Source organism: Ignavibacteria bacterium (genome assembly GCA_017303675.1).
In the GTDB taxonomy this organism is placed as follows: domain Bacteria; phylum Bacteroidota; class Ignavibacteria; order Tepidaquicellales; family OLB5; genus OLB5.
Genome location: JAFLBX010000002.1, coordinates 1,315,141 through 1,340,222, shown reverse-complemented (window position 1 = coordinate 1,340,222; position 25,082 = coordinate 1,315,141). Strand labels below are relative to the sequence as shown.

Annotated in this window: 17 protein-coding genes and 2 tRNA genes; 13 read left to right on the top strand and 6 right to left on the bottom strand. The window is 37.2% G+C overall.

Going from position 1 to position 25,082, the window contains the following annotated elements; all coding sequences use genetic code 11:
• Positions 1 to 3 precede the first annotated feature (3 nt).
• The 13 genes from J0M37_15335 (at position 4) to J0M37_15275 (ending at position 14,619) form a co-directional block, all read left to right on the top strand.
• On the top strand, positions 4 to 600 hold the full coding sequence (locus J0M37_15335; GenBank protein MBN8586461.1) for an XTP/dITP diphosphatase: 597 nt from the start codon (positions 4 to 6) through the stop codon (positions 598 to 600).
• A 57-nt stretch (positions 601 to 657) separates the two neighbouring features.
• Positions 658 to 733, top strand: a tRNA-Thr gene (locus J0M37_15330).
• Positions 734 to 901: 168 nt separating this feature from the next.
• On the top strand, positions 902 to 3,946 hold the full coding sequence (locus J0M37_15325; protein MBN8586460.1) for a PAS domain S-box protein: 3,045 nt from the start codon (positions 902 to 904) through the stop codon (positions 3,944 to 3,946).
• A gap of 56 nt (positions 3,947 to 4,002) precedes the next feature.
• A complete protein-coding gene (locus tag J0M37_15320; protein MBN8586459.1) occupies positions 4,003 to 5,292 on the top strand; it encodes an aminopeptidase P family protein in 1,290 nt (429 codons plus the stop codon).
• 277 nt (positions 5,293 to 5,569) lie between these two features.
• Positions 5,570 to 8,896, top strand: a complete 3,327-nt coding sequence (locus J0M37_15315) for a PAS domain S-box protein (GenBank protein ID MBN8586458.1) — start codon at positions 5,570 to 5,572, stop codon at positions 8,894 to 8,896.
• The gene (locus J0M37_15310; GenBank protein ID MBN8586457.1) at positions 8,889 to 9,533 is read left to right on the top strand and encodes a response regulator transcription factor; all 645 of its coding nucleotides are present in this window, start codon (positions 8,889 to 8,891) and stop codon (positions 9,531 to 9,533) included. The genes J0M37_15315 and J0M37_15310 overlap by 8 nt, the downstream gene beginning before the upstream one ends.
• 125 nt (positions 9,534 to 9,658) lie before the next feature.
• Entirely contained in the window at positions 9,659 to 10,048 is a 390-nt protein-coding gene (locus J0M37_15305) for a response regulator (protein MBN8586456.1), read from the top strand.
• The gene (locus J0M37_15300) at positions 10,008 to 11,543 is read left to right on the top strand and encodes a PAS domain S-box protein (GenBank protein MBN8586455.1); all 1,536 of its coding nucleotides are present in this window, start codon (positions 10,008 to 10,010) and stop codon (positions 11,541 to 11,543) included. Before J0M37_15305 ends, J0M37_15300 begins: the two co-directional genes overlap by 41 nt.
• Positions 11,544 to 11,649: 106 nt before the next feature.
• The gene (locus J0M37_15295) at positions 11,650 to 11,847 is read left to right on the top strand and encodes a hypothetical protein (protein ID MBN8586454.1); all 198 of its coding nucleotides are present in this window, start codon (positions 11,650 to 11,652) and stop codon (positions 11,845 to 11,847) included.
• 52 nt (positions 11,848 to 11,899) lie between these two features.
• On the top strand, positions 11,900 to 12,709 hold the full coding sequence (locus J0M37_15290) for an AraC family transcriptional regulator (GenBank protein ID MBN8586453.1): 810 nt from the start codon (positions 11,900 to 11,902) through the stop codon (positions 12,707 to 12,709).
• Positions 12,710 to 12,790: 81 nt separating this feature from the next.
• Entirely contained in the window at positions 12,791 to 14,050 is a 1,260-nt protein-coding gene (locus J0M37_15285) for an aspartyl protease family protein (GenBank protein ID MBN8586452.1), read from the top strand.
• A 70-nt stretch (positions 14,051 to 14,120) separates the two neighbouring features.
• Positions 14,121 to 14,210: transfer RNA gene (locus J0M37_15280), tRNA-Ser, on the top strand.
• 130 nt (positions 14,211 to 14,340) lie between these two features.
• Positions 14,341 to 14,619 carry a GIY-YIG nuclease family protein gene (locus J0M37_15275; GenBank protein ID MBN8586451.1) on the top strand — a complete coding sequence of 93 codons (279 nt, stop codon included), beginning with the start codon at positions 14,341 to 14,343 and terminating at the stop codon, positions 14,617 to 14,619.
• Positions 14,620 to 15,017: 398 nt separating this feature from the next.
• On the opposite strand, the gene speB is transcribed toward J0M37_15275, so the two are convergent.
• The 6 genes from speB to sppA form a co-directional block, all read right to left on the bottom strand.
• A complete protein-coding gene (speB, locus tag J0M37_15270; GenBank protein ID MBN8586450.1) occupies positions 15,018 to 15,911 on the bottom strand; it encodes an agmatinase in 894 nt (297 codons plus the stop codon).
• The gene (dnaX, locus tag J0M37_15265) at positions 15,908 to 17,659 is read right to left on the bottom strand and encodes a DNA polymerase III subunit gamma/tau (protein ID MBN8586449.1); all 1,752 of its coding nucleotides are present in this window, start codon (positions 17,657 to 17,659) and stop codon (positions 15,908 to 15,910) included. The genes speB and dnaX overlap by 4 nt, the downstream gene beginning before the upstream one ends.
• A 29-nt stretch (positions 17,660 to 17,688) precedes the next feature.
• Positions 17,689 to 18,966, bottom strand: coding sequence for an exo-alpha-sialidase (locus tag J0M37_15260; GenBank protein MBN8586448.1), 1,278 nt, complete (start codon positions 18,964 to 18,966; stop codon positions 17,689 to 17,691).
• A gap of 6 nt (positions 18,967 to 18,972) precedes the next feature.
• Positions 18,973 to 20,556 carry a T9SS type A sorting domain-containing protein gene (locus tag J0M37_15255; GenBank protein ID MBN8586447.1) on the bottom strand — a complete coding sequence of 528 codons (1,584 nt, stop codon included), beginning with the start codon at positions 20,554 to 20,556 and terminating at the stop codon, positions 18,973 to 18,975.
• Positions 20,557 to 20,789: 233 nt separating this feature from the next.
• Positions 20,790 to 22,091: an exo-alpha-sialidase gene (locus J0M37_15250; GenBank protein MBN8586446.1), complete on the bottom strand. Its 1,302-nt coding sequence runs from the start codon at positions 22,089 to 22,091 to the stop codon at positions 20,790 to 20,792.
• Positions 22,092 to 22,422: 331 nt separating this feature from the next.
• On the bottom strand, positions 22,423 to 25,041 hold the full coding sequence (gene sppA, locus J0M37_15245) for a signal peptide peptidase SppA (protein ID MBN8586445.1): 2,619 nt from the start codon (positions 25,039 to 25,041) through the stop codon (positions 22,423 to 22,425).
• Positions 25,042 to 25,082: the final 41 nt, after the last annotated feature.

Genomic DNA, 25,082 nt, shown 5'->3' with positions numbered 1-25,082 from the left:
TTTATGAAGAAGATATTTATTGCTTCAAAAAATAAAGGAAAGATCTCGGAGATCAGGTCATACCTTACAGGATTCGGCATAGAAGTATTTTCAATGCTTGATTCCCATGAGATCCATGATATTGAAGAAACAGGTGATTCCTTTGAAGATAATGCACTCCTTAAAGCTAAAGCTGTTTATGAAATTGTAAAGATCCCGGTTCTTGCAGATGACTCCGGTCTTGAAGTTGATCTTCTTGACGGTAAACCCGGCATATATTCTGCCCGTTACAGCGGAATCAACGCCAATGATAACAGTAACAATGAAAAACTGCTTGCTGAGCTTGGTAATTCTCCGGAAGACAGAAGGACAGCCCGTTTCAGGTGTGTGCTGTGTTTATATGATGGAGAAAATTCACGATTTTTTGACGGAGTATGTGAGGGAAGAATTGATTTTTCAATAAAAGGAAATAATGGATTTGGATATGATCCATTGTTTATCCCTTCCGGGTATTCAAATACTTTTGGAGAGTTATCAAATGAAGTAAAAAGCCGGATTTCACACCGTGCTAAAGCACTTTTGAGCCTAAAAAAATACCTGGAACTAGAGAAAAGTATGTAATTTTTTAAGTATTGAAGATTTTTGATTAAATTTTTATGTTTGTATTCTGTTTTAATTGCTGGCGTAGCTCAGCTGGTAGAGCAGCGCACTTGTAATGCGCAGGTCGGGGGTTCAAGTCCCTTCGCCAGCTCCATAAAAACCCGTCAATTTTGGCGGGTTTTTTTATTGTTTTTTACAGTTTATACCGTAAATATATTAAAAATACAAAATTAATGGGTTTTTTTATTCAAAATTGTAGTTAATTTTGTTTCAACAGTGTACTGGTCATCACTGTTTATCATACCACAATTCAATTAAGGTTATGCCGATCGCAAAAGTATTTATTGTTGAAGATGAAGCTATTACAGCGCTTGATATTAAGCGTACACTGGAAAAGCTGAACTATGAAATTGTGGGCATTAAAGACCGTGGTGAAGAAGTTTTAAAAGTAATCGATTCAGCAGACCCTGATATTATATTAATGGATATTACACTAAAAGGTGAGCTTGACGGTATTGAGACCGCCCGGCTGTTAAATATCAGAAAAAAACTTCCCGTAGTATATCTTACTGCTCATTTTGATGATGAAACAATAGAAAGATCAAAATCCACTAACCCATACGGATTTCTTCTTAAACCACTAAATGACCGTGACCTAAATTCCTGTCTTAGGATGGCATTATTCAGATTTGATGCTGAAAAAAAACTCAGGGAAACAGAAAACCAGCTGGCAGTTACTAAACAGTATAACGAAGTACTGTTTAATTCCATTGGTTCAACTGCACTTATAATTGATTCCGAAGGTATTATTACAGCTATTAATCAAAAATCTTTTGAAGAAAAATTTCCGGTCAGCCATTTTTTGAATAGTGATATTAAAAAAGTGTTTCATGGCAAAACCGGTAACAAATTTTCACACTTAATTGAAGATACTTTATTGACAGGAAAAGATCATTCAATAGAGCACATTGTTAGATCCGGTGACTTAAAAATTAAATATGAAACTCGGTTTATAAAGTATTCTGAAAATGAGGTGCTTGCTGTATTCAATGATGTTTCTGAAGGTACTGATATTGAAAAAGCGCTGTATGAAAGTGAGCTTAAATACCGAAACCTGATACAGAATTCACCCCTTTCATTTACGAGACTTCTCATAAAGTCAAATAAATATGAATTTGTTAATGACGAATTCATAAAACAATCAGGTTATACACTGGAAGAGTTTAATGCCTTAACTGACCAGGAATATAAAAAAATGATCCACGCAGATGACCGTGAGCGTGTAATGAAAGAATATACCGGTTGGATAAAAGATGGAAGCAGGGGACTAAAGAACCTTGTTTACAGGATCATGAATAAAAACGGTCAGATCATCTGGCTTGATAGTTATCACTATGCCGACAGATCAGCAGATGGTTCAATAGAAGCCGTAAACCAGGTTTATCTTAATATAAATAAACAAAAAGAATCAGAGGAAGTTCTAACTGAATCAAAACAATATCTGGATGCTTTTTTCCAGCAGTCACTTGACGGCATATTTATTGCAAAAATTGACCCCCCAGTTAAATGGAACAGAAAAAAAAGCACTGAAGCAGAGCTTGAACACATTATTAAAAATGTAAGGATAATCCGCGCAAATCAACCGCTTGCAGAACAGTTCGGGATACGGCTTGAAGAGGTGCTTAAGCTGAATACATCCACTTATTATGGAACCGATACAGAGGCTGCGCGAAAAAGATGGAAGTTATTTCTTGATGAGGGACACTCTCATGTTAAAGAATACTTCAAAAAACCCGATGGTTCTAAAGTGTTTATAGAAGGCGACTATTACTGTCTTTACAACAGCAGTAATTATTTTACAGGATATCTTGGTATTCAAAGGGATATGACAGACAGAAGGATATCTGATGAGTTAATAAAGCTTAGTGAAGAAAAATTCCGCGCTGTTGCAGAATCAATGCCTGCCCAGGTTGTGATATTCCAGGATGAAAAATTTGTTTATGCAAACCCGTATTCTGAAGTAATAACCGGATATAAGACAGAAGAAATACTGAAGAAAAACTTCTGGGACCTGGTTCATGAAGAATTTAAATCAACAGCAAGAGAACGGGGTGAAAAGAGGCTTAAAGGAGAATATGTTCCGGATAATTATGAAATGAAGATCATTGCAAAAAACAAAGAGGAAAAATGGCTTAATTACAGTGCCAGAATTATTGAGTTTAACGGAAAAAAAGCAGTGCTTGGTATTGCTACAGATATTACTGAAAGCAAAAAGAACCAGGAAAAGATCAGGCTTTCAGAAATTAAATACCGCAATTTTGTTGAACACAGCTCTGAAGGGATTTTCAGGCTTGAATTCAAAAAGCCGGTTTCGGTAGATCTGGCAGTTGATGAACAGGTAGAGCTTATTCGGAAACATGTATATATAGCAGAATGCAACAGTGTTTTTTCCAAAATGTATGATGAAGACGATCCGGAAAAAATTATCGGGAAAAGTACTTCAAGCTTAAAATTCCAGAATCCTGATGAATCATCCAGAATAATGAAATTCGTTATGAATGATTACAGCGTTATAGAAGATGAAGTAACAGAATTCGATCCCGAGGGCAGGGAAAAATATTTTGTTATAAATATATCCGGAGTAATTGAAAACGGGCTTTTGACAAGTATATGGGGTGTTCAGCGGGATGTTTCTGAAAAGAAAAAATCTGAAGAAGCTTTGAAACGCTCACTTGTAGAAAAGGATATCCTTTTAAAGGAAATTCATCACAGGGTAAAAAATAACCTGCAAATAGTTACCAGCTTGCTTAAGCTGCAGGCGGGGTATGTGAAAGATGATAAAATAAAACAGCTTTTCAGAGAAAGCCAGAACAGGGTTCAATCTATGTCCTTAATTCACCAGAAGTTGTACCAGACTAAGGACCTTGCTCACATTGATTTTAAAGAATATATTGAAACTGTTACTACTCATTTACAGCACTCATACGGTATTCTTGAAGACAGGGTGAAGATAAAAACTGATGTAAGCCGAATGATCATGTCAATTGATAATGCTATTCCTGCCGGCTTAATAATAAATGAGATAGTTTCAAATTCGCTTAAACACGCTTTCCCTGACGGCCGCAAAGGAAATGTTTATATAAATGCTGCATACGATGAGTATAACAAAGAATACTGGTTGTTGATAAGAGATGACGGAATAGGTATGAAGCAAAAACCTGATATTGAAAATTCAGCTTCATTCGGTTTAAAGCTTGTAAATACCCTGGTAAAACAGCTTGACGGAATAATAGAAATTGTTACAGCAGGCTGCACTGAGTTCAGGATACATTTTAAAAGCGCAGATTATAAAGACCGAAATATATGATCATTTTCATTAGAAAAATTTTTAACAAAATTAACCGGCATTATTGCCTGAGATAAATGAAAAAAATAAACATAAACAGCTCTTTCTTTACTGAAAACAGAAAACGTCTTGCATCGTTAATGTTACCGGATTCTGCTGCAATTTTTAATTCGAACGATAATATGCCCTCAAATGCAGACGGGACAATGAAATTTATTCAAAACAGCGATCTTTTTTACCTGACAGGAATTCAGCAGGAAGAAACTATATTGTTACTGAATCCGGGGAATAAAAACCCGGAGCTTAGGGAAGTATTATTTATTCGTGATCATAACCCGGATCTTGAAGTTTGGGAAGGGAAAAAGCTTTCTCCTGCTGATGCTTCGGAGATATCGGGAATTAAAACTGTTTATGAGCTTTCCCGATTCGAAGATGCATTGCATGATACAATGTGCTCTGTTTCAGATATTTATCTTAATACTAATGACCATGACAGGTCAAAAAATATTGTTGAATCAAGAGATGCCAGATTTATTGGCTTCTGTAAAAAATACTATCCTCTGCATAATTATCACCGCATATCACCGCTGATTTACGGGTTACGTGCAGTTAAATCAAATACTGAAATTGAACTAATCCGCAAGGCATGTGATATAACCGGTGATGGCTTCAGACGACTTTTGAAATTCATTAAACCCGGGGTAATGGAGTATGAAGTGCAGGCAGAGCTTGCACATGAATTCATAAAACAGGGTGCATCTTTTGCTGACTACGAACCTATTATTGCTTCAGGTGAAAATGCCTGCTTTTTACATTATATTAAAAATGATGATCCATGCAATGACGGTGATATAATACTTCTTGATGTTGCTGCCGGCTGGGCAAACTATAATGCTGATATGACAAGATCAGTTCCTGTTAACGGTAAATTTGCAAAACGTCAAAAAGATGTTTATAATGCAGTTTTAAGAGCTATGAAAGGCACCATAGCAGAAATGAAACCAGGTTTAACTGTTAAAGAGATAATTATGATAACAAGGGAATTAATAGCAAAAGAGCTTGTTGATCTTAAACTGGTAAAACCTGTTGATGTAAAGAATATTAAGGCTAAATCTTCTGAATTTAAAAAGTATTATCCCCATGATGTATCTCATTTTCTTGGGCTTGGCGTTCATGATGTAGGTATTTTTACAGAACCTTTAAAACCGGGAATGGTGTTGACCTGCGAACCCGGTATTTATATCAGGGATGAAAAGCTTGGCATAAGAATTGAAAACGATATTCTTATAACAGAAAATGGAAATGTTGACCTGATGGCCGGTATTCCTGTTGAGGCAGAAGAAATAGAACAAATTATGAATAATTGATTATTATCCGGATATTTTAATTTTCTTCTTTATCTTAATGGATTATCAGTTATCTAACGGTTTTCCTGTATAGCATATTATATAATTAAATTATTATTTATATTACAAATGCGATTTTGCAGGACTATAATTTTCAATTTTTTTGTACAAATCTGCAACCCTGCAAATTTATTAAAAATTTATTACAAATTGTCCGGTAACATAATGAAGAATTAACAGCATTAGTTCTGAAATTTATTTTGGAATTATTTTATTAGCTGAAATTTAATATTACCTTTTGATTCATAAAACAAAAATACGTTCCTCTGCGCTTTTTATCACTATTACATATCTGATAATCGGTATTTTATGGATTACAATTTCAGGAAAAGCTGTAGAATATTTTACTGAAGGCTCTGATCATGGCCCGATGTTTGAGCTGTATAAAGGGCTTTTCTTTATCGTAAGTACTTCATTGATCCTTTATTTTATGATCAACAGGCGTGAAAAAATACGCGAAAAACTGGAAGATGAGATCAAGGAATCGGAAGAAAAATGGAAAAATATTTATGATAATGCTAACGACCCCATTTTTCTTATTGATAAGAATTACATGATAATTGAAGCTAACTCAAAAGCTTCCGCTCTTTACGGTTTTACTCAGGCAGAGTTTATTAAGATGCAGCTGGTTTCTTTGCATGAATATAATGATGAGAATTTCATAAAAATGCAGATGGATAATGCCCTTAAAGGATTCGGAAGCTCATATGAAGTTAATCACAGGAAAAAGGATGGTTCGCTGTTCCCGGTAGAAGTCAGCATTAAAGCAGTAGTAAAAGCAGACAGCATTCAGTTTATCCAGATTGTACATGATCTTTCTATCAGGAAAGAAATTGAAAAGAAGCTGATCAGCAGTGAAAGCAAATACAGAACACTGGTTGAAACTTCGCATGAACTTATTTGGGCTACAGATTCTGAAAATGTAATAACCTTTGTGAATAATGCTTCCAAAACAATTTATGGTCTCGATCCTGAAGAAATGATCGGGAAAAAGTTTACAGATTTCGCGACCAGTGAACAGATTGATGAAGATAAAAAGGCAATGATTGATTCAGCGCTAAGCGGCAGAGAGGTATTGCAGTATGAAAGCAGGATAACTGATTCTAAAGGAAAAGAAAAACATCTGTTAACCAATTGTATAGTAAACAAAACCCCGGAAGGTAAGTTCCAGGGGATGTTCGGCACATCACTTGATATTACTGAAAGGTTCGAATCCGGAGAAAGAATTAAGTACCACAACAGGGTTTATTCTTTATTAACAAATATGAATCAGCTTATTGTAAGAGCCAGCGATAAAGAACAGATCCTCACCGATGCCTGCCGCCTTGCAGTAGAATACGGTCATTTTAAAATGGCCTGGATAGGTATAGTAGATGAAAAAACAGGAGATGTTATTCCTGCATATAAATACGGCGAGCATCTTGATTACCTGGAGAAGATAAGCATATCGGTAAATGAAAATGAAAACACAGCGGGTCCGATAGTTAGAGCTTTCAGGGATAATATTTATTATGTAAGTAATGATGTGGAAAATGACGCTCTGCTGAGGAAATGGAAAGATGAAACTATCAAAATGGGCTTCAGAGCTTTTGCAGTCTTCCCCATTGAAATAAAAAATAAGGTTGTTGCAGTTTATAATATTTATTCAGAAAAAAAACAGTTTTTCGGTTCGACAGAAACAGAGCTGCTTCTAGAGCTTGCAGAAGATATATCATTTGCGTTGGAATATATAGAGCTTGAAAACCAGCAGAAAATTATTGAAGACAGGTATAAAAATATAGTAGAAAAGGCTCCAGTAGGAATTTATACACATCTTGAAGGAAAAATTACATACATTAATCCTGAAGGCTTCAGGATGCTGGGAGCTTCATCACATAAAGAAATAGTTGGCAAAGATATCTTTGATATAATTCAACCGGAATTTAAAAAAATAGTTAAAAAAAGACTTGAAGATATTGATGCAGGAAAAACCGCTCCCGAATTAGAGGAAAAATTCAGGAAGGTTGATGGTTCGGAAATTGAAGTCATGGTTCTTGCAATACCATATAGTCATAACGGAGTAAAAGGTGCGCAGGTATTTTTCAGGGATCTTACCGAGCAGAAGCGAGCTCAGCGCGAGATCCTTGAAATGAATGAACGGTTTTCGCTTATTACAAGGGCAACAAATGATGCATTATGGGACTGGGACCTGCGCACAGATGAACTATGGTGGAACGAAGGATTTAAAGATCTTTTCGGATATAAGGATTCCGAAATTGAAAAGACCTCTGTATCATGGACTTCCAGGATCCATGATGATGATAAAGAGAGGATATTAACAGGTGTTAACAATGCTATTAATTCCGGGCATGAATTCTGGTTCGATGAATACAGCTTCCGGAAAAAAGACGGTACTTATGCATATGTTTTTGACCGAAGCTATATAATTAAGGATAATAACGGAATTCCCTGCAGGATGGTAGGAAGTATGATCGATATTACTTACAGACGAAAGATGGAAAATGAACTTAAAGAAAGCGAAGAAAAGTGGCGCTCATTATTCGAAAATTCTCCAAGTCTGATCTTTACAGTTGATAAAAATGTAAAAGTAACCAGTATTAACCGATCTTTAAGTACCAGAGTTGACAGGGATGAAATTATTGGTACTGATGGTTATGCTCTTATCCATACGGATGAAATTCCCCGCATCAAAGAAATTATTAAAAAGATATTTACTTCCGGATTAGCCGAGAGCTTCACTGTTAAGAGCTCGGAAAATGATGGTGGTAATTATTATTCAGTACAGGCTGTGCCGCAGTTAAGAGATAACATTATAGAAAGTATTACTTTTATTGCAACCGATATTACTGAAAAGATCCGTTCAGAAGAAAAAATAAGGGTCACCAATCAAAAGCTGCATGCATTGGCTGCCCATTTGCAGACTATCAGGGAAGAAGAACGAACAATGATATCACGGGAAATTCATGATCAGCTTGGACAGGAGCTTACTGCACTTAAAATGGATATAGCATTTCTTTCAAGGAAAATTGACAAGATAAGGCTTACCGGCAAAGATGAATGGGATGAGCTTTCAAAAGGGCTGAAATCCATGAGTGAAATAACCGATCAGACAATAGCTTCAATTAGAAGGATTGCGCGTGAGCTCAGACCTGATGTACTGGATAAGCTGGGACTAAAAGAAGCAATAGAATGGCAGGCAGAAGAATTTACGAAGCGAACAGGGATTGATTGTATAGTTTCATTGCCTTCAGCTGATTTCAATTTTGACAGGCTTCTGGAAAATACGATTTTCAGGATTATTCAGGAATCGCTCACAAATGTAGCCAGACACTCTCATGCGACCCGTTCAAAGATCAGCATTTCAATTGCCGGTGATGTATTAAGTGTTTCCATTGAAGATAACGGAAAAGGAATAACAAAAGAAGAAATTGATAATGCTAAATCTTTGGGACTTGTTGGAATAAAGGAAAGGGCATATTCTGTAAACGGAAAGCTTTCTATTGAAGGTAAAAAAGGTGAAGGTACAATTTTAAAAATTTTAATACCGCTGAATAAAAATGAGTGAAAATATTATCAGAATTATAATTGCCGATGACCATTCATTCCTGAGAGAAGGAATAAAAAAAACCATCCAGGATGAAATTGATATGAAAATTGTTGGGGAGGCTTCTAACGCAAATGATGCCCTGAATATAATAAGGGAACTTGAGCCAGATGTTGCTATAATGGATATTTCAATGCCAGGAAAAAGCGGACTGGATGTACTTAAAGATCTTAAAGCGATGAAGAAAAAATACAGGATACTTATATTAAGCATGCATCCTGAAGACAGGTTCGCAATAAGGGCACTTAAAGCAGGAGCTGCCGGTTATTTAACCAAAGAAAGTGCCCCGGATGAACTTGTAAAAGCTATCAGGACAGTTCTGACTGGCCGAAAATATGTAAGTAAAGCCCTTGCTGAAAAACTCGCTGATATTTTATCGGATGATATGGATAAAATGCCTCATGAACAGCTTTCTGACCGTGAATATGATGTATTTATTAAAATTGCTTCCGGCAAAAAAGCTATTGATATTGCGGGAGAACTTTCAATTAGTGTACATACTGTCAATACATACAGGGCAAGAATACTTGAAAAATTAAGTATGAGTTCTAACGTAGAGCTTACTCAGTATGCAATGCATAATAATTTAATTGATTGATATATACATACTTATAGTTTGAATTTGTAGCATATTTAACTACATTTTAATCATTTTTTCTGCTCTTACAAAACGTAATCAGTTTAATTTATATTTGTTGTAAGGAAAATGAAAATTAATTTTAAATGCCTTACAATATGCTGATTGTCGAAGATTCTGATCTTGTGGTTCAAAAACTAACGAAGCTGCTCGAGCCGATAGAAAATATCAAGATTGAAGGACGTGCCAGTGATGGTTATACCGCCGTTAAAATGATCAAAGAGCTTCATCCTGATTATGTTATCCTGGATATCTCTTTGAAGATGGGGCATGGTATAAAAGTTCTGGAAGATATTTCAGGACTGGAAAACAAACCATATGTGATTGTTCTTTCTAATTTGAATTATCAGTATTACCGTGATAAATGCGAAAGGCTTGGTGCCATGCATTTTTTTGACAAGGCTATGGAATTTGAAAAAGTTTACGATGTGTTAAATGAAAGATCAAAACAAAAAGAAAATGCAGCAAACTCTTAACAAAATTCTGTTTTTTAAAGATTCTTCAGCTCTTACAGGTGCAAAAGACCTTGAACCTGATTTCTTTGATGATGAACAGGATTCCGGTTTGCATGAAATTTATAACCCAATTACTGATGATGTTCTTAAGGCCCTTATAAATCTATCATCTGATATTATCACCGTACTTTCACCATCCGGAGTTATTTTGTATGAAAGTGATTCTATAGAAAAAATGCTCGGTTATTCAAAAAATGAGCTTATCGGGCAGAATGCTTTCAGGTTTGTTCATAAAGATGATCTCAGACGTGTTTATTCAGATTTTAACAAAGGATTAAGAACTCCCGGAAAAGCAATTATAAGTTCATACAGGTTTTTAAAGGCAGATGGTAGTTATTCATACCTTGAATCAGCAGGTACCAGGTATGAAGGTTCTGCCGGTGAAAATATCGTAATTATTTCGAGGGATGTTACTGCGAGAATAGAATCAGAAAAAAATGTTTCCCGGCTTTCAGCAGCGGTAGAACAGTCTTCAAATACTATAGTCATTACTGATATCAACGGAAAAATTGAATATGTGAATAAAAAATTTGAAGATCTTACAGGTTATTCAAAAAAAGAAGCTATCAATCACAATCCAAATGTATTAAGATCAGCTGAAACACCTGATGAAATTTACAAAGATCTCTGGACTACAATTTTAACAGGAAAAGTATGGGAAGGTGACCTTAAGAACAGAAAAAAATCAGGTGAAGAATACTGGGAAAGAATAAAAATAACACCGGTAATAGATGAAAATGACAGGATAACTAATTTTATTGCTATTAAAGATGATATAACAGAAGAAATTATTAAGGATAAAAAGCTTGAGCAAAGCCTTAAAGACAAGGAAATTATGCTGAAGGAAATTCACCACCGGGTGAAAAATAACCTTCAGATCGTAATAAGCCTGCTTAACCTTCAGTCTGCATCGGTAGATGATTTAAAGCTCAAGAATCAGCTTACAATTAGCCAGAACAGGGTTCGCTCTATGGCACTTATACATCAGCATTTATACAGGTCAGCTGAGCTTTCAAAAATTGATATGGAAGAATATTTAAAAAGCCTGTCAAGCCAGCTCCTGGTCAGCTATGCTGACCATAAAGATGCTGTAAGCTTTCTCATTAATGCAGATAATATTATGTTCACAATTGAAACTGCAGTTCCGTTCGGTTTGCTGGTGAACGAAATTATTACGAACTCTTTAAAACATGGTTTCCCGCAGGGAAGAAATGGAAACATAAAGATCACCTTAAAAGAATTCGGTGAAAATGAATATGAACTTGAATATTATGATGATGGGGTTGGTATCCCTCTGAATATTATGAACGGTCATGTTGTGAGCTTCGGAATGCATTTGATTGAAATGCTTGTAAGCCAGCTAGAAGGCAGAATTGAGCTTATACCTTCAAACGGCACTAAATATAAAATTAATTTCCGGGGAAGTAATTATCAAACCAGGTTTAAGTACTCCTGAGTAATTGTCCCCAAAACACTAACAAAGCAGTATAGATTATTTAACATTACCTTTATGATGAAAAGTTTGGTATTATTACCCGGAAATTTTTTTAATTAATAATAAAATGGATAAATTATCATTTCTTGAAGAACTTGAACTCCGGTTGAATCAGCTGGAAGAAGAGCTTAACAATCACGACAAAACACAAAAGCGTGATTTTATTATGGAAAATATGATACATAATTTTGATGAAGCTCTTGATAGGACTAGTGAAACCGATCCTGCATTGCTTGAAAAAAGATTCAGGTATATGGATTATTAAAAGTAAAGACCTTTACATTTTAAGTTTTAACCCTTATTGCTAAATTTGGCTTATGCATAAGCCGGCAAAAGAATCCTTTTATAAATACGAAGAGATTAAACCTCCATTTGAACTCTCTGGACTGATCAATAAAATATGGCTGTTCAATTCACCGGCATTCTCTGAAATCGGCAGAAATTTCAGGATACTTCCTGATTACACAGCATCTATTATTTTCACCGAAGGAAGCTCTAAACAAAAGCAAGTTTTCCTTACAGGACCCAATACTATACCAATCCAGGTCCAGCATTTCACCAAACAATTAACATGCGGCTTCAGGTTTAAACCGGCAATACTTCACAGACTGCTTGGAGTAAACCCGGAAACTTCATTGGATAAAATTGTGCAATTATCTGAAATAATTGAAAAAAGATCTTACAAAAGACTATTTGAAAATTATTTCAAAGCAGGTAATATCATTAAAAAAATTGCAGCTTTCTATGATTTTATCCGCGGTTTTAATACTGAAGCATCTGAAAAACAGAATGAGCTGCTAAGCAAAATCGATGTAATCCTTAAATCTGATGGTAATGTAAAGATGGAATCAATTTATGCTTCGCTGAAAATCAGTTCCAGGCAGTTCCAGCGGAATTTTACTGCATCCACAGGACTATCACCGAAAGAATTTTGTAAAATTGTGAGGTTTCATACTCTTGCCAATAAGCTTGTGAAGAATAATTTCAGGCACTACGATGCCCTGGTTGAAATGGGATATTACGACCAGTCCCATTATTACCGTGAATTCAAAGAACTTACCGGTATGCTTCCTAGCGCTTTTGAAAGCAGGCAAAAAAGGATTAAACATCAAAATCTTTTGGATTAAAATAGATCCGGATACCCTATGTCGTATTTTTACAATACATTTTTTATTGCTTAAGGTAACTTTGTAAAAATATTCAATAATATGAAAACTCTGTTCCTCGTTATGACCCTCGTTGCAACAAATATCTGCTCTCAAACAGGCTTTAATGATCTGCTTATTCTGAACGAAAATAAAGATTTTTTCCGTCTTGTAAAATATTCTGAAAAAACTGAGCTTAGTGAATGGCAAAATAAGTTTATAAACTCACTTGTATTTAACCTGCAGAGCAAAAATGCGGAGTCTAATTTACTGATAAACGATCTTCTTACTTTACATGCTGCTGAAATCCATGATTCCTTAAAAATGCTGCTATATGAAACAAGAATGAAAAATTCTGTGCATCTATATGATTATAAAGACGCAGCATTTTGTTCAGAATATATCATTCAGAATTATTCATCATTGATAGATTCATCCGAAATGGATGATATAAAAAATTCTTTGATTATCTGGAAAGCAGCGGGGGATCTTGGCGCGCAGATTGCTGAAATTTCAGGTGACTCAAAAATTAACATTAAAAAAGATCTCGCGGGATTAATAAATATTCCCGTAAAGTGTAACGGTCATACCGAAGATTTTATTTTTGATACAGGTGCTAATTTTTCAGTAGTTAGTGAAAGTTACGCTAAAAAACTGAAAATGGTTATGATCGGCGGGGGGTTCGAAGTTGGTTCTGTTACCGGAAAGAAGATTACATCAAGGTTAGCTTATGCAGAATTGCTTGAAATTGGTAATATAAAGATAAGCAATGTATTATTCCTTGTTATGCCTGATGAGTCGCTTTCTTTTGCCGGGGGTTTGTATGTAATTAACGGTATAATCGGGTTACCGGTGATCCAGGAAATGAAAGAGCTGCATATAAGAAAAAGTGAGATTTTTATCCCTGCTAAAAGAAACCCGGCAATAAATTCTAATTTACTGATAGATGGATTTATCCCGGTGATAGAAGTTATTAATAATAACGATTCACTTGCATTTACGTTTGATACAGGTGCAAAAACCACTCTTTTATATTCTTCATATTACAGGCTTAATAAAAGTGTCATAGATAAAAAGTATGAACCTGAAGAAATTGAATTTGGCGGTGCCGGCGGTACAATTAAAGTTAAAGGATTTGTATTGAATGACCTTATTTTCCGGATCGGTACTTCAAGGCTCAAACTGGATGATGTAAAACTTGTTTCAGAACGTATAAAGGATCATGATAAATCCTTTTACGGCAATCTCGGGCAGGATTATATGGGGGAATTCAGCGAAATGGTGCTGAATTTTGAACATATGTATGTAGATTTCAAAAAGTAGAAAAATCTTACCCTTTATTAAAATCAATAAAATTTGTAAATTTGCTTTCTATTGAGCTGATTTTCACGCCGGAGAGGTGGGTGAGTGGCTCAAACCAACGGTTTGCTAAACCGTCATAGGGGGTTAACCTCTATCGAGGGTTCGAATCCCTCCCTCTCCGCTAAACTACGCTAAAGCTTCGTTTAGCAGGCCAAACAATTTTTTGAATAATTGGTATGGCTAGTTTTTAGGCAGGCACTTGTGCCTGCCTTTTTATTTTAAAACATATAAAAAATATTAATCCAATAATTATGTGGTACGTATACATATTGAAGAGTATAAATTCAAATTTTCGATATATTGGTTCAACCAACAATTTAAAGAGAAGATTGCTGGAACATAATGAAGGATTAGCTCAATCAACGAAACATTATAAACCTTTCGAGTTTGAGGCGTTTATTGGAGTAAAAACTGAAAGTCAGGCGAGAAACCTAGAAAGATATTTCAAGACAGGTTCAGGAAAAGCCGTATTGTTTAAAAGGATTTTACAGAAACCTGTATTGAAACCCAATGCTAATGATTTAATCTGATAAAATTTCAAATAAAGAAATTCATTAACTCCCCGGTTGACGAAGCTTTAGCGCAGTCAACCCTCTCCGCTAAACTACGCAAAAGCTTCGTTTAGCAGCCCAAAGAATTTTTAGAATAATTGGGATGGCTAGTTTTCAGGCAGGCACTTGTGCCTGCCTTTTTTTATGCCAAAATAGCGACTCAAACCAATCCCGATTGAATCGGGAATATCTCTGTCATTCTGAGTGAGCGAAGCGAGCGAAGAATCTAGACGACAATTTACCAATACAAATTAACCTATCTTTACTATAAAAAGATTACCACACCGAATTTGCAGTACAAATTCTCCTCGCAAAATTTTTCAAAAAAAAAGACGACCTACCGCGCCGTCTCTGCATTTAGCTCAAGAAAGAACTTTCTAAAACTTATAATTCAATATCTTATAAATCAGCTTTGCTGTTAAGAAGTCAGGGAAAGTATAATCTTTCTGCGGCGCAAGCTCAACAACATCAAATCCAACCAGGTTTCTTTCAGCGCAAACCTTCTTCAGCAGCCTCATTGTTTCATCCCAATAAAAGCCATTCGGCTCGGGTGTACCTGTTGAAGGCATGATTGATGGATCAAAATAATCCACATCAAAAGTAATATAAACATTCTTCTTTAATGTGCCGGTTATATCATTGATAAGCTTTTCATCAAAACCCCGGTCGCGCATTTGAAAGGCATAAAAGGTATTTATACCTTTTGCTTTAATAAAATCGAACTCCTCTTTGCACTGCGCACGGATCCCTACCTGTGTTATATCTGTAGTAAACTCAGAAACTCTGGCTGCAAATGATGCATGAGAATATTTAGACCCCTCATACTCTTCGCGCAGGTCTGAATGCGCATCTAAATGCAGGATGGAAAGATCACTGTAATTATCATAATGCGCCTTTATTGGCGCAGTGCTAATTGAGTGCTCTCCGCCAAGTGTTATAACAAACTTTCCGTTCCTGATATTCTCATCAACATTCCGGTAGATAAGATCCAGGGCTTTTTTGCCTGTTAGCTTTCCGAATTTCATTGGTTCTATTGCGGCAATCCCGATATCAAAGCATACCTGCTTTTCGGTCTCTTCATCAAAAAATTCAACATAATGCGAAGCTTCTAAAATAGCGCCGGGACCCTTTGCAGTCCCTTTACCGTATGACGTGGTTTTTTCATATGGTGCAGAAAGTATTACAACCTTTGAATTTTTATAGTTTGAATACTCTTTTTCAATTGCGAGGAAATTTTTCTTTAATGGAAGTGTTTTGCAGCCTTTGCTCATTTACTTATTTCTTTAGCGTTAAAATCTTTTAGTAATATACTTCTGATCTTATCAAAATTATCTGGTTCATTACCTGTTTCAGCGGATTCTTCGCTGATATAACCTGCACCTGATGAGCTGGAAATGAACTCAGAGCTTTTTACCAGGCCGATACTTAATGATTCACCGAAATATTTTGATATTTTTCCTGCGAGGTAATCTTTGTAGCCATCAACCAGCTCGTAGCTGGTATCATCAACCCTGATAAGCAGGTTCATTTTTTCATCCTGCTCAAATGTGGTATCTTTAATGATGCTGTAAACCCATTTACGCTCGGTTTTAATCTGATCTTTAATGCTTAACCAGTGAGTATTCAAGTCGCTTGCAGCATCAGCCAGGTTTATTGTATGTACTGATGATTCTGTTACTGTGCTGCTGACAGTCTGTGTGCTGGGTTCTGCGGGTTTACGTGGTGTTGTATCGTAAGTTACATTAACACGGGCTTCATTTTTAGATGTATACTGTATTCTGTTTTCAGGTGCTGAAGCGTTTTTCTTTTCACCTGCACTGCCGGTGCTGAAATTAGAAGTACTCCCGCCGGATTTTAAACGGTTCAGCTCTTCGAGTATCTGTGAAATTTCACGGGTATCGGTAAATTTTATCAGTTCAACAAGCAGCGCTTCAATCAGCGTACGCTGATTGGAAGAATACTTGAATGTATATTCAGTCTGAAGTATAAGCTTAAGTGAGTTAATAATTTCAAGCTGAGTGAATTTGCTGATATTTTCTGAATATTTTATCTTAACAGGTTCTGACTCAATGATAAGCTCAGCGCTTCCGGTAGAGCATGCAATCAGAAGATTGCGGTAATGTTCTGTAAGCCCATCAAGAAATATCTGCATATCATAACCTTTATCCATCAGGCTGTCAAAATAGTTCAGCAGGCCTTTTGCATCTTTCTGCTTTACAAGATCGGATATACCGAAATACACATCACTTTGAGCCAGGTTGAAAAATGCCTTCAGCTTTTCGAATGTAATATCATTATCGCAGTAAGCTGCTGACATATCAAAGAGGCCCTGGGCATCGCGCATTGAACCATCGCCTTTTTTTGCAATAAAGAACAATGATTCGTTATCAACCTTTATCTTTTCATTTTCGGCTATGTATTTCAGCCGGGAAGATATTTCTTCAATGGTCAGACGCTTGAAATCAAATTTCTGGCATCTGCCTAAAATAGTGAGCGGCACTTTTTCGGGGGATGTAGTTGCGAATATGAACACAACATACGGCGGCGGTTCTTCAAGTGTCTTAAGCAGCGCATTGAACGAAGCTCCGGTTAACATATGAACTTCATCAATAATGAAGATCTTGTACCTGGAACGAACAGGACCGTATTTAACTTTTTCCTTCAGTTCCCTTACATCTTCTATGTTCCTGTTAGATGCGCCGTCAATTTCAAACACATCAGGGTGGTTCCGGTTATCATTGATTATCTCTCTGCAGCTATCACATTCATTACATGGCTCACCGTTAGGTTTACGGTTCAGGCAATTTAATGATTTGGCAAGAAGTCTGGCAACAGTAGTTTTACCTACACCGCGCGGACCCGAAAACAAATATGCGTGTGAAATACGGTTATTCTTTATCGCATTCCTTAAAGTTTTTGTAATAAATTCCTGGGAAGTAACATCGTCAAATTCCCTTGGACGCCATTTCCTTGCCGTTACAGTGTAGCCTGCGTTTTCGCCGAATAATTCTTCTGCCATTATTAAGTGTTAAATGTAAATACTAATAGTTAAAATTGATTCCCAGCATATATTATGCTGAGTTTTCCTTTATCCAGCCTTTGCCAGATACAGGCTGTGTAATTGTTATAAGAGCTTACCCCTATATAATCTCCAAAGAAAACTGATTTTACGGGTACGAACGGTTCTTCAGATATCTTTTTATTCTCAAATGTCACACCGCCATCTGTTGAGCGTGCAAGATATACATCAGTATTCCAGTCATCATGGTCACGCCTGTCATAATATATTATATTTACGGCCCCGGTTAAGGGGTCAACATTCATCCAGCTCATGAACTGCTGTTTGCCGTTCCCAACTGGGTCATCATTTATTCTGAGGGCATCACTCCATGTATTTCCGCCGTCAGTTGATCTAACCAAAAAAACATCCACGTCGTTTTCGCCGTTTCGCCTGTCAGAATAGTTAATATAAATGGTGCCTTTATAAGGCGAACTGCTGATATCACACTGGGTAATTGGCAAACCGTTGCATCTGAAAATTCCTTCAATATCATATACCCATCCGCCGTACTGGCTGCCCGCAATTATATCATCCTCAAGCCACGTTGCACCGCCATCGGTTGAGCGGTCAAAATAAAGCTTATCATGCGCAGACCAGCTTACAAATATTTCACCATTTGGTCCGATGCACGGAACGGCACCTTCTGTGGTATTAGATGAATCTACACAATCACCTGAAATTTTATTTATTCTTAATGCTTCGCTCCATGTAGAGCCTGCATCAGAGCTGAAGGAAAAATGAATATTTGATTTATCTTCCGGGTTATGGCTGTCATATGCATCGAACTGTGTCCATGTTACGTAAATATTATTTTTCCATTTACTGTCAGTAAAATCAACGCATGCCCATGGTTTATCCTGCTTTTTCGGGGGATTAAGCCCCATATATGTCCCGGGATTTTCATATGTCATCCCGCCATCTGTAGAGCGCTGGCATACAATCCTGTCTATCCACTGGGAGTTTGAAGGCCTGGAAAGATGAAAAAAATAAGCCGAACCGTTTACATCAAATATAAGTACCGGGTCACCCCAAACACCGTTCTTGCCATCGGCAATTTCCTTGTTTACCCATGTACTGCCGCGGTCAAATGAATAATAATAATTGTTCAGGTTGGCACCCGCAATAATGTTATTGGGGTGCCTTGGATTTATTGCTATTGAAACCTCGTTGGGACTGTTGCTTATTGAATTAACTTTAATATTCTTAAACTGCGCTAAAACAACTGAGGGCACGATCAAAAAGATCAAAATTAATTCTTTTATCATTTGGTTTTATTTGGTTAGAATCATTTTTTTGGTTTCTGTGTAACTGCCTGATGAAAGCTGGTAAAAATATACACCACTGGGATAAGATGAAGCATCCCATTCATATTTATATGAACCCGGTGAAAGCTTGCCATTCACAATAACAGCAGCTTCTTTTCCGTTCACATCATAAATTTTTATTGTAATATCACGTGAATCATTTCCGCCGGTTGCGGGAACGTCAAAATCAATTCTCGTAACAGGGTTGAAAGGATTGGGATAATTCTGCTTCAATGCGAATGCTGAAGGAATTTCAGTGGAAATGGGTTCAACTCCAACCGGGAAGTTAATGATTGCTGTCCAAACGCTTAAAGTACCTGATACCAGCCTGATCCATATAGGCCTTACAACTCCGTTATGCGCTGATATGTTGGTATAATCACCGAAGAAAATATTGGATGCCGGTGTGAAAGGTGAAGAGCTTAATCTTTCGTTCACCCATGTAACACCGCCGTTTGTTGAGCGTGCCATATAAACATCTGTTTGTGTGTTTGAATAGTTTCTCCTGTCATAAAACACACAATATAAATGACCTGTAACCTGGTCAATTGTCATCCATGTGAAGAACTGTTCTTTTCCGGCCGGGTCATCGTTTATTCTTATCGGTGAGCTCCATGTATTGCCGCCATCTGTTGATTTGATAAGCATAACATCGTGGTCAGCGGGACCTGCGCTATCTGTATAATTAACATAAATTGTTCCGCGGTAAGGCGAGTTGCTGATATCGCATAAAGTTATCGGGAGGCCGTTTGATCTGTAAATTCCGGCTACAACATAATCCCAGCCGCCGCGCTGAGTGCCTGCAACTATATCGTTTTCAAGCCATGTTGAACCACCATCGGTTGATCTATCAAAAAATATTTTAAAGTTGTTAACGCCTAGGGGACCGGACCATGCAACATATACTTCACCGTTAGGTCCCACTGCCGGAACTGAACCTTCCGTGGTATAATCTTCATCAACACAGTTGCCGCCGTAGCGGCTAAGCCTTTTAATACCGGTGAAAGTTGCCCCCTGATCAGTTGAACGGGCAAACAATATTCTTGAACTATCCGCAGGATTTGATACTCCGTAATCATCGAACTCAGTCCACGCAACATACATCCAGTTTCCGCGCGGGCCGTGGGTCCAGTCTGTGATAGCCCATTCTTTATCCTGCTGCTTTCCATTGAACTGCCAGTATGTACCGGCATTCCATGTTGCACCAGCATTAGTTGATTTATTTACACCCATTCTGTCAATAAAGCTTGCGCCGTTAACCAAGTGGAAGTAATAAAAATTTCCAAGTGTATCGGTAATAATGCAGGGGTCTCCCCACACAGTATATGTACCTGATAGTATGCTGCTTGTCCATGTTAACCCGCCATCTGAAGAGCGGTAAACTTTATCTGTATTTGCGCCTGCTACAATTTGATTGGTATTTTTCGGATTTACGCATATCGAAGGTTCATTAGGGCCTCCGTTTCCGCTTATCTGGATATTGGTATAGGATGACTGAGAGTATATGGATGAGGTAATGAATAATAAAATTACAGCAATAGTAGTTTTCATTTGTGATATTTAATGATTATATCGTAAAATACTCAATTTAGTTATGATTTTAAAGGGATAATGAAAACGAATTTATATGGAAATTTAAAACTCAAAAAAACCTGTATTTATAGGTGATAGTAAAGCTGCAGCAATGATAAGATTGCCACGTCGAAATTGCTCCGCAATTTCTCCCCGCAAAATGATATCACGTAATATGAAAAAACGAACGAATGCCTGTAAAAAATTGCAACCTATTTATCAATTATTGCTGTATATATACTTAGCTTGTTGCTGTCAAGCCGTGTCCAGATGGGTCTTACCATTCCGTTTACTGCAATTACATTTGTATAATCACCCATAAATGTTTCAGCCAGAGGGTAGAAAGGTGAATCACTTATCCTTTCGTTCAAAAAAGTCTTTCCGCCATCACTTGATGATGCCAGGTAAACATCAGTCATATCATCATCGTAATTCCTTCTGTCATAAAACACAATATAAATAATGCCCGTTACCTGGTCAATTGTCATCCAGTTAAAAAACTGGTGTTTTGCCTCTGTATCATCATTTACTTTTACCGGGGGAGCCCATGTTATGCCTTCATTGGTTGAGCTGCTTATCCATACATCTGTATTTTCATACCCGTTTTTCTGATCGCTCCAGCTAATATATAAAGTTCCGCGGTTGCTGCCGTTGCTCATATCACAAACCATTGAAGGAAAGCCGAAGGTACGGTAAACACCGGGCACCTTAAACCTGAAAGTACCGGGAAGATCAGCTACCTTAACATCTTTTTCCCAGAAAGTTATACCTCCGTCTGTAGAACGGTCAAGCATTAGTCCGTAAGGCGAGCACCAGGTAAGATAAACTTCACCATTGAGTCCAACACACGGCACAACACCAAGTGTAGTGGCTCCCGCATCGGAGCATTCTGCCCCTGATAGCTCGTTTATCCTTTTTCTTTCTGCCCATGTTTCACCGCCATCAGTTGAATAGCTGAAAATAATATTTGAGGCGCTGTCAAGCGGATTTAATGCAGTGCCTTCTTCGCTGTATTTATGCTGCCCGCATTGTGTCCATGCGCAGTAAATGTTATTTCTGAAAGGTGAAAAGGTCTGGTCAACCGCTCCCCATTCTTTATCCTGCAGGTGGGGCGGATTTGCTCCCATATATGTTCCGTTAGACCATGATATGCCGCCGTCTTCTGATTTCTGGCAAATAATTCTATCGAGCCACTTACCGCCTTCTGAATATGAATTGGAAAGATGGAAATAATAAAAATTGCCGCGCACATCAGCAATTATGCACGGGTCACCATAAACACCGAATGTAGATTCAAGCTTTCTTATTTGCCATGTGAGACCGCCATCAAAGCTGTAGAAGTAAGATTCAATATTAGCTGCCGCTACCAGGTTCATTGGATTTACCGGATTAAAAGATATAGTAACTTCGCTTGGTGAATTTTCATCTGTAATTTTTATATTACGGTAGGGAGATTGTGCATATATTACTGCGGTAATCAATAATAATGAGGCAAAAAATACCAGGTTTTTCATATTTACATGACAAATTAATTATTATTGATTTATACCCCTATAATGGCGTGAAAGTTCCGTGGGAAAAGTTTAGTCATTCTGAGGAGCGAAGCGACGAAGAATCCAGACTATAAACTTTCCTCATACGTCTATCCCCACATTACCACAAATAAGATTGCCGCGTCAAAACTGCTACGCAGTTTTTCCTCGCAAAGGTTTGTCATTCTGAGGAGCGAAGCGATGAAGAATCCAGACCATAAACTTTCAATTTATGTAAATTGCATTACTTCCACAATTTAGATCGCCGCTTCGAATTTGCTTCGTAAATTCTCCCCGCAAAAATTACTTTCAATTAATACTTTATTTCAAGCCCATCGCTGTTAGATTCATCAATTCCCAGCATATCTATTAAATGTGACTGGAAATATCCAATAACAGAAGATGTCATGATTTCATTGATTTTATTCCCTCCGGGAACGGAATAATAAACGATCTTATACTTACCTGAAATACCTGATTTATTCTTTGCATATTTAACAGCTTCATACAGACCGCCGATTTCATCCACAAGCTTTTTGTTGAACGCATCAGTACCAAGCCAAACCCTTCCCTGGGCAACTTCTTCCGCTTCTTCACGCGTCATTTTTCTGCCTTCAGCAACTGCTTCGGTGAAACGGTCATAATAATAGTCAATAATACCCTGAATTATTTCGATCTCTTTTTCATCAAGCTCTTTATAAAAAGAACCTATATCTGAATTTTCGCCGCGCTTAAAATTCTCAACTTTTATATTTTGTCCTTTTAAAAGGCTGTCGAGATTTGGTCGTGCAGTAAACACTCCAATACTTCCTGTAATAGTGAGCTCATCAGAGAAAATTTTATCAGCGCTGGCTGATACGTAATATCCACCGGAAGCCGCTGCGCCGCCCATGGAAACTATGAACGGTTTCTTATATTTTTTCTTCAGTCTTATAATTGCTGCATTAATTTCAGCGGAACCCAAAGCTGAACCGCCGCCTGAATCAACCCTTAACACAATAGCCTTAACTTTCGGATTTGCAAAGGCATCTTCAAGCTGCTTAACTACTGTTTCACTGCCGGTCGATCTTCCTCCGCCTACGAACGGAATTGGCAGTGAAACCGGCGGGGGAGGCTCGCTTTCACCTGTTGTAATGCTGGCGTACACTCCGATAACGGCTATTTGCGGCGGTTCACCCCAGCTGTTATCCCATTCACTCCTGTTAAAAGATCTCACCACATTATTGGTTCGTGAATTATCCGCTGCAATTTCTTTCGCATCTTCATACCACCCAAGCTTATCAACAAGCCCCAGCCTGTATGCTTCGCTGCCGGTCAATGGCTGTGAGAGCTTTTCAATCATGTAATCATCAAGTGTCAGGTTTCGGCCTGTAACAATTCTGGAAAGCATTTTTTCGTAAACAATATCCAGTACACGGTTAATTACTTCTTTGCCTTCTTCTGTTGTTGAATCCAGCAAGCCCTGGAAGGTGAGCTTGTACTTTCCTGCATGAAATGTCTGAAGGTCTATTCCGTATTTTTCAAGGAAGCTGTTATAGTTGAAGACATTAATACTGAGCCCGTAAAAGAAGATAGCTTCGGCGGGCATAACTATATCATCGGCAAAAGTTGAAATATAATAGCCACCGGGGCCAACATCCTGAGGAAAATATACAGTGATTGTCTTATTCTTTGAGCGGAAACGTGACATAGATGCAGTCAGCTCTTCTATTGCCGCGTTTATTTCAAACCTGCCTGATGCCAGGGGGTACATTTTAAGTATCATCCCTTTTACGCTGGGATCGGCGGCAGCATAATCAATATCACCAATTACCTCGTGGATACTGCGTTTACCTTTGCCAAGAAGCCCGAAGAAAACATCTTCTGTGTTGTAATCCTGCAGTGAACCGGAGAGTGTTATTTCAACTATTTTTTTCTTCTCAGGTATTAAACTTTTCCTGCGTTCAATGTTGTATGATAACGAGAATTGTGAGCCTATGAAAGAGAAATTATTTCCTACGGAATTATTATAAACACTGTATTCAGGAAAAAGGTTATCATAATAAATTAATTTTTCTCTGCTATTATTAAAAATATGATTATACCTGAAGCTGCCGTTTGGGAAGTCAACTCTTATTCCGCCTCCAATAAATTCATTTCGAATTTCTTCCCGGTTGCGTGTGTAATTTACATTCAGATATAAACCATCGGCTATCTTTAGTTCTGCCCCGGCTTTAAGTTTGTTGTATTTAGTAAAGTTTGATCCATACCTGAATGCAGAAAAATCAGTCATTAATGTCAAACGATCGTTTTTTAAAGGCCTTATAGCTGTGCCAAGTGTAAATTTATCTGTAGTGTGATGCATTATTGTCATCGCGTCATCACTATTATATACAAAGGAAAATGATAAATGTGGATTAGGCCTGTAAAGAATTCCCAATCCCCCGCGAAAAGATGGGAAACCTGAATTTACATTTGCAGGTGAAACGAATCCGCTTCTGTGAAGAAATTCAAGCAAAATACCTGCTGATAATGATTTATTCCCAAATCCAAATCCCATTGAATAAGTACTGATAGTATATCTGCTTAATCTGCCAAAACCTGAATATTCAATCAGATTACCAAAAAGATCAGAATCATAATTTGTTGTGAAATCTTTGTTGTCTGTATATCTGCGGAATGCAAGCCCAAGAAAACCAGCGTTAATGGAAATATCAAGCTCATTCAATCCGTTGAATGATGCCTGGTGATTTAAAGCATTAATGGTAAAATTCAGCCGGTGTCCCAGTCCCAATACTGCGGGATTGTAACGGAAAGCATTTGAGCCTTCATCATATGCAGAAAATAAATATAATTCGTTTGAGGGGTTGAAGAGATTAAAATCCTGTGAATTTATATCAATTGAATTTAGCAGGGATAAAAAGATAACGAAAACAGTAAGTATTGATTTCATATCAGTATATTTTATATGTGTGGTTCTTCAAATATAATTAT

What these genes read in the sequence shown, in the direction of transcription:
- J0M37_15335 (MBN8586461.1), top strand. Translation starts at nt 4, where the DNA reads ATGAAGAAGATATTTATTGCTTCAAAAAATAAAGGAAAGATCTCGGAG.
- J0M37_15325 (MBN8586460.1), top strand. Translation starts at nt 902, where the DNA reads ATGCCGATCGCAAAAGTATTTATTGTTGAAGATGAAGCTATTACAGCG.
- J0M37_15320 (MBN8586459.1), top strand. Translation starts at nt 4,003, where the DNA reads ATGAAAAAAATAAACATAAACAGCTCTTTCTTTACTGAAAACAGAAAA.
- J0M37_15310 (MBN8586457.1), top strand. Translation starts at nt 8,889, where the DNA reads ATGAGTGAAAATATTATCAGAATTATAATTGCCGATGACCATTCATTC.
- J0M37_15305 (MBN8586456.1), top strand. Translation starts at nt 9,659, where the DNA reads ATGCCTTACAATATGCTGATTGTCGAAGATTCTGATCTTGTGGTTCAA.
- J0M37_15300 (MBN8586455.1), top strand. Translation starts at nt 10,008, where the DNA reads ATGAAAGATCAAAACAAAAAGAAAATGCAGCAAACTCTTAACAAAATT.
- J0M37_15295 (MBN8586454.1), top strand. Translation starts at nt 11,650, where the DNA reads ATGGATAAATTATCATTTCTTGAAGAACTTGAACTCCGGTTGAATCAG.
- J0M37_15290 (MBN8586453.1), top strand. Translation starts at nt 11,900, where the DNA reads ATGCATAAGCCGGCAAAAGAATCCTTTTATAAATACGAAGAGATTAAA.
- J0M37_15285 (MBN8586452.1), top strand. Translation starts at nt 12,791, where the DNA reads ATGAAAACTCTGTTCCTCGTTATGACCCTCGTTGCAACAAATATCTGC.
- J0M37_15275 (MBN8586451.1), top strand. Translation starts at nt 14,341, where the DNA reads ATGTGGTACGTATACATATTGAAGAGTATAAATTCAAATTTTCGATAT.
- speB (MBN8586450.1), bottom strand. Translation starts at nt 15,911, where the DNA reads ATGAGCAAAGGCTGCAAAACACTTCCATTAAAGAAAAATTTCCTCGCA.
- dnaX (MBN8586449.1), bottom strand. Translation starts at nt 17,659, where the DNA reads ATGGCAGAAGAATTATTCGGCGAAAACGCAGGCTACACTGTAACGGCA.
- J0M37_15260 (MBN8586448.1), bottom strand. Translation starts at nt 18,966, where the DNA reads ATGATAAAAGAATTAATTTTGATCTTTTTGATCGTGCCCTCAGTTGTT.
- J0M37_15255 (MBN8586447.1), bottom strand. Translation starts at nt 20,556, where the DNA reads ATGAAAACTACTATTGCTGTAATTTTATTATTCATTACCTCATCCATA.
- J0M37_15250 (MBN8586446.1), bottom strand. Translation starts at nt 22,091, where the DNA reads ATGAAAAACCTGGTATTTTTTGCCTCATTATTATTGATTACCGCAGTA.
- sppA (MBN8586445.1), bottom strand. Translation starts at nt 25,041, where the DNA reads ATGAAATCAATACTTACTGTTTTCGTTATCTTTTTATCCCTGCTAAAT.